Below are 10,716 nucleotides of genomic sequence, written 5' to 3' on the forward strand. Positions count from 1 at the left end.
GTTGAGTAGCCCTACGGGCTGTTGAGATTTTACAGTACTGTACTTTCTCAACAGCCCGTAGGGCTACTCAACGGAGCGAAGCTCTACTCAACCAGCGGTGTAAGCCGCCTCAACTGTCGGTCATTTATTCAAACTAAAAAATCGGGCAGCGAATCGCTGCCCGATTAATATCACTCAAACCTACAATTGTTTCTTTATGGGTTAAACCACCACTTTTTTAAAGTGGGGGATTATGCGTACTCTGTATACTTACGGAAGTCTCTTCAATAGGTTACAATACTTCTAAAAATCTTCTAATCTTATATAACGCTCAATCACAGTCTCTATATGCTTAGCTTCCTTGGTAAGGATATCCATCAACGATAAGGCCTCATAGTGTTTCATTTCTTCTTCAGTCCTTAGTTTACGCATCTGTACCAATAGATCTTCCCGGATCTGCGCCCTCACCTTCTCCGATTCCATATTGAGGGCATCAGAAAGTGTTAGGAAAATATTACTCAACAATAAGTAATTGGCTTTCAGCGCCAATAAGTCTCGTTCCTGATAGCTCCCCAACTTCTTTAGACTTTCCACTGTCGTATATAACTGCGCATATTTCTCCTTCAATGCTTCATACTCCTCCTCCAGTCCTTGTTCCTGAGTTGGAGTATAAATAGGCTCAAAAGCCTGCTTCCAAACCTCCATCACACCTACTCCAAGAGCATTAGCGATCTGTTCCACTTGTAATACGGTCAGTTTATTTCCTCTTTTCTCCAGACGGGCATAATTGGGGCGCTCCATACCTATTTTATGAGCAACCTCTGTTTGGGTCATTCTTTTCTCTTGTCTAATCGTCTGGATTACTTCTGAGACTGTCATTATACGCTGGGTTAGTGATATATTGGGGGGTATAAATACCGAGAGCTTGTTTATATCCTTTATACGGTATACAAACAAGCTCTAACTAAAATAACAAGAATTCTGAAATTAAAAAGGACTCTTACGGTAAACGTAAACCTACTACCAAGATATCATCTGTCTGTGATTCCTTGGCCCCTTCTTGCCATTCAATCAAATTCGCAGCAAGCAAAGTCTCTTGTTGCTCCATATTATAGCCAGCGTTCTCCAACAAGAAGTGTCTAAAATTCTTTGCCATAAACTTACGGTTCTTAGGACCGCCGAACTGATCTTGATATCCATCAGAATACATATAAATCTTTGCTCCTGACTGATAAGGTATCGTATGACTCGTAAAGTTTCTTACAATATCCATTTTCCTTCCCCCTACGCTCATACGATCTCCTCGAACTAAGGCAAAATCATCATTATCCACAACCAATAGAGGGGTTCTGGCTCCTGCAAAATGAATTTGCTGATGCTTTGGATCAATCACGCAAACGCCCAAGTCCATCCCATCACTGATCCCTGACGTTGCTTGTTTTAGCATACTACGAACCTCCTGATGTAAAATCGCTAAAATTGCTGAAGGAGATAAAATTTCGTTCTTGGTAATGATCTCAGAGATCAAACGGCTCCCTACCAAACTCATAAATGCTCCCGGTACACCATGCCCTGTACAATCGGCAACCACCAGAACAATTTTATTGTCGATACGATCCAGGTAATAAAAATCTCCTGAGACGATATTCCTCGGTTTATTGAAGATAAAATACTCACAATCACTCAATACCTCCTTTGCTTTATCCTCAGCAGGTAAGATCGCCTGTTGTATTCTCCAGGCGTAATTGATACTGGAAGTCAATTCCTCGTGTTTTCGCTTGAGTTCATAGGTACGTTCCGCTACTGTAACTTCCAGATTTGCATTCGTCTTATTTAGCTTTTCAGTCAATAACTCATTTGTTGTAAATGCCTTGGAAGAACGATACGATAATACGAAAGCCTGAGAGAAGAAGAAAAAATGAAATCCAAAAGGAACAATATCTTCCGACTCTATAAATTGATTATTCAATAACTGATCATTCAGGATCGATACAAACAACACTGTAATTCCCAATGCAAAGATCGTTACTCCTGGCTTCTTATCTAAGGTCGCATAGTAAACCACTCGAACAATATATAGGAATATTAGTATTGACAGGTAAAGGTTAATCTCTACCAAATGACTATATATAGCCAAGGGAGTAAATAACACCAGTAAAGTGTTAATTAATAAGACGAATTTTAATGTGTTAAATACCCATTGATGAAAGTACTCTTTGAATATACTGTAAGCAAAGGCGGGTATCGTAAATGTAGGAATCACAAACCCTAGATATTCCAGCTTGGTAAACAGTTCCCAAGGCATATCAGGGTATATATTCATAATCAAATAATTGCCAGCAAAAAGGATTCTGGAACCTATACTTAAGGAAGATAGACCAAAATAAAGGGAAGCTATTTCCTTCTTACGAAAGAAATAATAACTCAACTGATATATCCCCATGATGAGCATACTCCCCAACAGGAAGAAATCTACCCAAAGGGTGGTCTGATAATCCCTTTGCATCACATCCAGTGCTCCTATTAAAATCGGATCATATGCTCCTCCTTTGCGATGATTAAAGTTCGCTACCTGCAGGATTAGCTCTACTTCTTCAGCTCCTTCGATCACTGCTAATTTAGGGGCATACCCCCCTGCCCAGGAATTTTCATCGGTTCCCACTATACCATTTTCCCAGACCAGCTCACCATTGGCATAAATTCGAGCTGCCGTGGAAAAGGTCTTAGGATTAAGCGCTAATTGCTTAGGATAATTTGCACCAAGTAACATCAGGATACGATAGGTCCCATACCCATTGTTCGTCACCCCAGCAGAGTCTACTTGATTCCAGGTAAATGGAATCGGTAATTGCATAGTAGGCTCAGGAAGTACACTCCCCTGTGTAAAGTCCTCTGCATACAGCAACTCTTTCCAATAAAAATCCCAAGATCCTCTTAATTTAAAGATCCCTGCCTTCTCAAAATCTACTGCAGATAAGTCTACGGTAGCTGGCGCTGTATTTACAGATGCAAAAATGCCATTATTGAGTAATATTAGGCTAGTGAAGATCAATAAAAATGCTTTTGAGAATTGATGTTGTAATTGCATTTTAGTTTAGCATTGTTGATCGTTAGTATATCTTGTGAGGGTGTAAAAAATCTGCTTTTTGCATAGCACTCTACAAAAAAGTTACTTCCATCCCTCAAAAAATAAAAATAGCAAAAAAAGCAGGAACTTTATTCATCATGGAAGAAAAGAAGGAATTATCTCATAGGAGGAGGAAGGAGGAAGGAGGAAGGAGGAAGGAGGAAGGAGGAAGGAAAGTAACACTTCAATATAAAGTGCACAATCCTTCCACCTTTCTTTAAGGCACCGTCACAAAGGACGTCCTTTTAAAATAGCACTCACCACAGGCTTAAAACACCTTTCTTAAATAGCCTGGCATTTTTCTTTTAACCATGCTTTTTCTTCCTCCTCTAACAGAGGTGATATACGCTCATAAACCAGTTCATGATAATTGTTCAACCAAGCTATTTCCTCTGCAGTAAGTAATCTTTTGTCAATTAACTTCGTCTCTATTGGGAAGACGGTCAACATCTCAAAGCCGTAGAATGTACCATATGCAGTCGTTTCTTTTTCAGCAACGACAATTAGGTTCTCGATACGGATACCGTGTTCTCCTGCCTTATAGAAACCTGGTTCGTTGGAAATAATCATTCCCGGCTCCAATGGAATAGGGGCCGTATGAGGACGTACATATACAGGCCCTTCATGCACATTCATAAATGCACCAATACCATGACCCGTTCCATGACCATAATTCATATGCTCTTTCCACAGAAACTGTCTCGCCAGGATATCCAAGTGCATTCCGTTAGTCCCTTTAGGGAAACGAATGGTATCCAAGGCAATATGCCCCTTCAATACCAATGTATAGTTTCTTTTCTCTTCTTCTGTAGGCTCACCCAAGTAATACATACGGGTAATATCCGTTGTTCCTTCCAGGTATTGTCCTCCACAGTCAATCAAAAGCATTCCGTCTCCGTTGATGGTCTTGCTTCCCGCTTTGGTTGGACTATAATGGATAATTGCTCCATTACCCTTGAATCCCACGATAGCATCAAAGCTCTCTCCAAAGTAATGCTCTTCCTGACTTCTATAAGCTGCGAGTTTCTGCACCAAATCAAACTCTGTCAAACTATCTGACGGCAGCTGTGTCTCCAACCACTTATGGAAGCGTGTCAATGCTGCTCCATCTTTTGCCATGGTCTTATGCATATTCGATAGTTCAGCCTCATTCTTCACGGCCTTCATCAAGATCTCAGGAGACATTGCCTTAATCACTTCACAAGTAGCAGGCAATTGATTGACAAAGCTTACCCCTAGCTTATCAGGATCTATCATGATTTTTGAAATACTCAATTGTGTCAAATACCCTTCAAGGGCATCATAACTTTTAAGTACTACACCATGTTGAGCCAAGTAGTTTACCGTAGCCTCATCTGCTTTCTCTTCTTCCATGAACAAGACTGCTTGCTCCTCCTCTACCATCAACCAGCAAACTGCTACAGGATTGAAGGCTACGTCTCTACCACGGATATTCAATGTCCAGGCGATACCATCCAGGGTAGTCAACAAAGTAGCTTGCGCCCCTCTTTTTTGGTAAGCCTGACGAATGCGGTTCAGCTTTTCAGTCGCAGAAGCACCACTGAACTGCTCATCGTGGACAAATATTTTCTCTTTAGGCAAAGCCGGTCTATCCTTCCAAACCTTGTCGATCAAGTCATAGTCAGCATTTACCGTAATGCCTTTCTCTCCCAATAGTGCTTGCAGCTGCTCGTATTCACTCAAGGCGAATAGTGTCCCATCAACCCCAACACAATCTCCTGCATTAAGATGTTCTGCCAACCATTCAATATGCTCCGGTGCAAATGCCACCGACTGTTTCTTCAACTCAAAAGATGAATTGCTCAACTCTTCCTCTGCTTGCAAGAAATAACGACCATCGGTCCATACATGTGCTTCTTCTTGAGTCACCACCACTGTTCCTGCAGATCCCGTAAAGCCACTGAGCCAAATACGGCTCTTCCAACGAGTTGCTGGATATTCACTTTGATGAGGATCTTGACTAGGTACAATGTAGGCGGCAATACCGTGAGATTTCATTTCTTCACGGATCGCCTTTAGGCGTTCGTTAATTGTCATCGGTAAGTTTTTTTTAAGCAATTAATCAATTTACTCCTCACAAAGGTAGAAAGGCGGTTATATATTTCAAGGGATTCCCTTGATTTAAGGATGTACATGTCCTAATTTATTAGCGTTCATTTAGAACAATAACCCTTTTACTCCATAGACCCTATACCTATGCAATCCACCCAAACACACCCTACTCAGGCCATGGTTGAGAAAATCATTCAGCATCCTTCTCCCAAAGTAAAAATAGCCGTCACTGATCTGGATGGGATACTAAGAGGAAAAGTCGTACACAAAGACAAATTCTTTTCATTATTGGAGAAAGGCTTTGGTTTTTGTGACGTGATCTTTGGTTGGGATTTAGCCGATCAACTCTATGAAAATAGTTCATCTAAAGCTATCACAGGCTGGCATACGGGTTTTCCGGATGCCGAAGCTAAAATAGCTCCTGAAACATTTCGGGAAGTTCCTTGGGATCAAGATACGCCTTTCTTTTTAGCCGACTTTCACTCCTCAACTACTGCTTCCAAAGTTTGCCCCCGCTCTCTATTAAGAAGAATACGGCAGAAAGCTATTGACATGGGCTTTAGTCCGATGTTCTCTCAGGAATTTGAATGGTTCAATTTCTCAGAAACTCCTGAAAGTCTAAGAGAAAAGCGATACCAACACCTGCAGCCAATGACCCCCGGTATGTTTGGGTACTCTATACTCCGCAGCTCCTATAAAAACGCTTTCTTTAATCAACTCTATGACGAAATGACCCTCTTCAAGGTTCCTTTAGAAGGGTTGCACACAGAAACAGGTCCTGGGGTATACGAAGCTGCTATTCAGGTTAATGATATTTTGGAGGCAGCCGATCGTGCTGTTCTCTTCAAAACAGGCGTCAAAGAGATTGCCTACCAACATGAACTTATTGCTTCATTTATGGCTAGATGGAACAATGAGCTACCAGGGTGTAGTGGGCATGTTCATCAAAGCTTATGGGACATAGACGGGCAAAGGAACCTCTTCTATGAGGAGGAAGACCCTTTACATATGAGTAGTATTGCCAAGCATTATCTCGCTGGATTAATCTACTGTTTTGGAGACATTCTTCCTTTGTGTGCTCCTACTACCAACAGCTACCAACGCTTAGTGGAAGGATATTGGGCACCCACAAAACTAAACTGGGGAATTGATAATCGTACCACTGCCTTTCGGGTACTACCTCATGGAGAAAAATCTTGTAGAATAGAGTCCCGTATCCCAGGATCAGACACGAATCCTTATCTAGCAATGAGTGCTTGTCTCGCTGCAGGCTTATATGGCATTGAAAATAAGATTCCTTTAGAGGATAGCTTAACCACTGGCAATGGATATGAAGGGCAAGGAAAAAAACTCCCTACCTCTCTAGAACAAGCTACAGAACTCTTCCAAAACTCTATGATTGCTAAAGACTTACTAGGAGAAGATTTCGTAGCACATTACGCCATGACAAGGGCCTGGGAGGTTTCTCAACAGAATCCGCAGGATACTTTATGGGAACTGAAACGTTACTTTGAAATCATTTAATTAAGGTTGAGGCGGCTTGCGCCGCTTGTTGAGTGGCACTGCGTGCCGTTGAGTGGAGCTTCGCTCCGTTGAGCCATTACATCATGTAGGCTTTTCGTAAGTTAAAGTTCTGTAGTACTACCCTTTCTCAACAGCCCGAAGGGCTACTCAACGGTACACAGTACCACTCAACTAGCGGCGCAAGCCGCCTCAACTGTCGGTTATTTATTCACTCTTAGTTAAGCCATTATCGACACACCTTTCACTTAGCCCTTTTATCTATGCTTCAGCGTTATAGTTTTCCAACCAACATCCTATTTGGAGAGGGAGCCATCAGGGAACTTCCACAGTACCTGATTGCTCATAGTCTCGAAAAACCCTTGATTGTTACAGATCCTGTGGTCATACAATTACCTTTCTTTCAAGACATCATCGCGGACCTAAAAAAGTATGACATCAGGGTCACTGTATTTGATCAGCTACACAAAAATCCACTGAAATCAGATGTGCTCAATGGAAAAGAAGCATACAAGCACTCCAACTGTATTATTGGATTAGGAGGTGGAGTAGCGATGGATACTGCCAGAGCCATTGCGTTAAGTATCCACCATCAAGAAGATCTTTTTTACTATGACGATTTGGAAGGGGGAAGTAAGTGTATCACCCATCCAATCCCTCCCTTGATCACAATTCCTACTACTGCAGGAACAGGTAGTGAAGTCGGGCGATCTGCCATTATTTCTGAGGATGAAAGTAAACGGAAACGCATTTTGTTTCACCCGCGATTAATGGCACAACAAGTCTTTGCTGACCCTGCCTTAACCTACGACCTACCTGCATCGATCACAACAGCTACCGGAATGGATGCCCTCACCCACCATATAGAAGCTTTCCTGTCTAAAGGCTTCCACCCTATGGCTGACGGCATTGCTTTGGAAGGAATTCGACTTATCTTTTCTTCTCTGGAAAACTGTGTCAAAAAGCCTACTCCAGAAGATCGGGGCAATATGATGATTGCTTCCTTGATGGGCGCTGTTGCCTTTCAAAAAGGGTTAGGGCTTGTACATTCCCTGGCGCATCCTTTATCTACTTTACTGGATATGCATCACGGCTTAGCCAACGCTATTATGCTCCCTTATGGCCTTTCGTTCAATTATGAAGGATTGGAGGAAAAATTTGAAAGAATGGCTACCGCCTCTGGTGTAAATGGGCTTCGTGGAGAAGGCTTTATTGATGCCATCCTTCAGCTCAATCAGACTTTAGATATTCCTTCTCTTTCTGATGAAGGGGTAAAAGAAATACATATACCTCAATTAACGGAGCTATGCTTAAAAGACTTTTGCCTTCCTTCTAACCCGAAAAGTATCAGGGAAGAGGAGGTAAAAGCAATTTACGAACAAGCCTTGGCTAAAAGGGTTGAACCGTTGAATCGCTAATTCGATCGACTTTTGTTCATATTGTTTAATTGAGCTTCGCTCGTTCAGAATGTTTAGTTATTTATAAAATACTCATTAATTATTGAGTTCGATGAAAGAATCAGATACTGTTTATAAAAAAATACAATAGGTATTACAGCTACTAAAAACAACACATATTTTTTATTCACCCTCTAACCTTAAACACTATGGTAAAAATTGGTATCACTGCCTGCATGATCTATCCAGACCCTTCCAGAAAGGTGTTTGGTCCAAAAACCCTCTGCTATATTGAAAACGACATGGCCAACTATGTCACTCAAGAAGGGGTATTGCCTATCCTGATTCCGGACCTTCCTGATGAACGCTTATTTCCCTTGTTAGAAGAATTGGATGGTTTTATCCTACAGGGAGGAAGCGACGTAGCTGCTGAAAGCTATGGAGAAGAGGCTATTGACCCCACCCAATGGCCAGGGGATGCGTACCGTGATCAGTATGAGTTAAAAATCCTAGATTTTGCTATACAAAACAACAAACCTGTACTCGGGATATGCCGCGGAATGCAGCTTATCAACACCTATTTTGGAGGTACACTTTATCAAGACCTTAACCGACAAAAGGCGACGGAAAAGGTGCACCGTGATGCAAAACAATACGATCAGCTAGGACACGAGATCACCATAGAAGAAGGCAGTAGTCTTCAACATATTTACCCAGACACTCCAAAAGGGTATGTCAATAGTGTACATCACCAAGGGATCAAAACACTAGGAAAAGACCTCAAAGCTATTGCGCACTCCACAGAAGATAACATTATAGAGGCGATTGAGTGGGAAGGCGGCTCTCCTGGGCAGGTATTGGGAGTGCAGTGGCATCCTGAGTTTATGAAGGAAGAGCATGAAAATGCCTTATCTCCTTTATTCCTGTATCGAGCATTTTCTTTGAAGTGCTGGCAGAAAAAATTAGTCTAATATTGTTGAATCCATTACATGGCGTCTCGAATTTCAATACTCCGTATTGAGTTGAATCGTTGATTCGAGTTGAACTGTTAATTGATATATATTTACTCACACAACATATCAACTCGAATCAACGAGCGAAGCTCCATTCAACGATTCAACGATTCAACATTCCATACCATGATAAAAGTAATAAACCCTACAGACTACTCCGAGGTAGGCCAATACCACCCCATCGACACGCTGGACCAACAATACTTACTTGCCCAGGAACGTCAAAAAGAATGGAATGCCCTCCCTTTACAGGAGCGTATACATGTGATCGAGAAATTTCAACACCTGTTATCCGGTCAATTGGAAGAGCTAGCCTCCCTACTCACTCAGGAAATGGGAAAACCTCTTACCCAAGCTCGCAATGAGATCAAGGGTGCACAGGAACGTATTTCCTTTTTTATTGAAAACAGTGCCACTTATCTTCAGGAGGAAATCGTTTATGATACGCCTGAACTCGTAGAAAAGATCACCTATGAGCCCTTGGGGGTCATCGGGAATATTTCAGCATGGAACTACCCTTATTTGGTGGGAGTGAATGTTTTTATTCCTGCGCTAATTGGTGGCAACGCGGTATTCTATAAACCTTCTGAGTACACTCCACTCACTGGACTAAAGATCGAGGCTTTATGGAAAGAAGCCGGCTTGCCGGATGGGCTGTTTCAATGTATCCCCGGAGGTAGGGAAAGTGGAGAAGCCTTGCTAGACTTAGCATTAGATGGATACTTCTTTACCGGATCATATCCTACTGGGAAGTATATCTATGAGCAAGTAGCACAACGAATGGTTCCTTGTCAGATGGAACTGGGAGGAAAAGATCCACTGTATGTCAGTCAACATAACCAAGATCTATCAAGTGTTATTGCTGCCGTGGCAGATGGAGCTTTTTACAATAATGGTCAGAGTTGCTGTGCGGTAGAACGCATCTACGTTCATCAAGCAATTTATGATCAATTTGTTGAAGGGTTTACCGATTTTGTCAAAAAAATGAAGGTAGGAAAACCTACAGACCCTGACACCTATATTGGCCCTTTGGCAAGGAAGGAGCAAATTCAGGTATTGGAAAATCAAGTCTCTGATGCCATTGTAAAAGGGGGAATCTTACAATGTGGAGGGCAGGCACTAGAAGGCAATTTCTTCGCCCCTACCGTTATTAGTGAAGCACATCAGGAAATGTTATTGATGCAAGAAGAGTCTTTTGGACCAATCATTGGAATTCAATGTGTAGATCATCTGGAAGAAGCCATTACCCTGATGAATGACTCAGCATTTGGACTGACCGCTTCCATCTATACTGACCATGCAGAAGAAGCTCAAAAAGCGATGCAAGCCTTTGATAGTGGTAGTGTCTATTGGAATTGCTGTGATCGTGTAAGTGCTCGACTTCCATGGACAGGGCGAAAGCATTCTGGTATAGGCAGTACACTCTCTCATATTGGCATAAGGGCCTTTGTACAACCTAAAGCTTGGCATTTTAGAGGTAAAAAGTAAGAGGTAAGAGATAAAAGGGTCCCCCTTGTGATCACCCAAGCCTTTACTATATCTTCAATCGAGTAGGAAGGTAGGGATTAGTTCCCTACCTGTCCTCTCACACCACCCTGCGTACGGA

The 10,716-nt window shown here is 42.0% G+C and carries 7 protein-coding genes; 4 read left to right on the plus strand and 3 right to left on the minus strand.

Annotation, left to right across the window (positions count from 1 at the left end):
- Positions 1 to 282: 282 nt before the first annotated feature.
- From ABD985_RS10295 to ABD985_RS10305, 3 genes are all read right to left on the minus strand, one after another.
- Entirely contained in the window at positions 283 to 858 is a 576-nt protein-coding gene (locus tag ABD985_RS10295; protein WP_345371466.1) for a helix-turn-helix domain-containing protein, read from the minus strand.
- A gap of 121 nt (positions 859 to 979) precedes the next feature.
- Entirely contained in the window at positions 980 to 3,067 is a 2,088-nt protein-coding gene (locus ABD985_RS10300; protein WP_345371467.1) for a 7TM diverse intracellular signaling domain-containing protein, read from the minus strand.
- A 321-nt stretch (positions 3,068 to 3,388) separates the two neighbouring features.
- Entirely contained in the window at positions 3,389 to 5,164 is a 1,776-nt protein-coding gene (locus ABD985_RS10305; protein WP_345371468.1) for an aminopeptidase P family protein, read from the minus strand.
- Positions 5,165 to 5,323: 159 nt separating this feature from the next.
- On the opposite strand from ABD985_RS10305, the gene ABD985_RS10310 reads away from it, so the two are divergent.
- The 4 genes from ABD985_RS10310 to ABD985_RS10325 all read left to right on the plus strand — a co-directional run bounded on the left by ABD985_RS10310 (position 5,324) and on the right by ABD985_RS10325 (position 10,598).
- Entirely contained in the window at positions 5,324 to 6,703 is a 1,380-nt protein-coding gene (locus ABD985_RS10310; RefSeq protein ID WP_345371469.1) for a glutamine synthetase family protein, read from the plus strand.
- Between the two features lie 260 nt (positions 6,704 to 6,963).
- Complete coding sequence (locus ABD985_RS10315; protein ID WP_345371470.1) at positions 6,964 to 8,118, plus strand: iron-containing alcohol dehydrogenase; 1,155 nt, start codon at positions 6,964 to 6,966, stop codon at positions 8,116 to 8,118.
- A gap of 188 nt (positions 8,119 to 8,306) precedes the next feature.
- Positions 8,307 to 9,068 carry a gamma-glutamyl-gamma-aminobutyrate hydrolase family protein gene (locus ABD985_RS10320; protein WP_345371471.1) on the plus strand — a complete coding sequence of 254 codons (762 nt, stop codon included), beginning with the start codon at positions 8,307 to 8,309 and terminating at the stop codon, positions 9,066 to 9,068.
- Between the two features lie 168 nt (positions 9,069 to 9,236).
- A complete protein-coding gene (locus ABD985_RS10325; protein WP_345371472.1) occupies positions 9,237 to 10,598 on the plus strand; it encodes an aldehyde dehydrogenase family protein in 1,362 nt (453 codons plus the stop codon).
- Positions 10,599 to 10,716 lie beyond the last annotated feature (118 nt).

Source organism: Algivirga pacifica, assembly GCF_039543525.1.
In the GTDB taxonomy this organism is placed as follows: domain Bacteria; phylum Bacteroidota; class Bacteroidia; order Cytophagales; family Flammeovirgaceae; genus Algivirga; species Algivirga pacifica.

Excerpts from the sequence above, each read along its gene's own strand:
- ABD985_RS10295 (WP_345371466.1), bottom strand. The coding sequence starts at position 858 with ATGACAGTCTCAGAAGTAATCCAGACGATTAGACAAGAGAAAAGAATG.
- ABD985_RS10300 (WP_345371467.1), bottom strand. The coding sequence starts at position 3,067 with ATGCAATTACAACATCAATTCTCAAAAGCATTTTTATTGATCTTCACT.
- ABD985_RS10305 (WP_345371468.1), bottom strand. The coding sequence starts at position 5,164 with ATGACAATTAACGAACGCCTAAAGGCGATCCGTGAAGAAATGAAATCT.
- ABD985_RS10310 (WP_345371469.1), top strand. The coding sequence starts at position 5,324 with ATGCAATCCACCCAAACACACCCTACTCAGGCCATGGTTGAGAAAATC.
- ABD985_RS10315 (WP_345371470.1), top strand. The coding sequence starts at position 6,964 with ATGCTTCAGCGTTATAGTTTTCCAACCAACATCCTATTTGGAGAGGGA.
- ABD985_RS10320 (WP_345371471.1), top strand. The coding sequence starts at position 8,307 with ATGGTAAAAATTGGTATCACTGCCTGCATGATCTATCCAGACCCTTCC.
- ABD985_RS10325 (WP_345371472.1), top strand. The coding sequence starts at position 9,237 with ATGATAAAAGTAATAAACCCTACAGACTACTCCGAGGTAGGCCAATAC.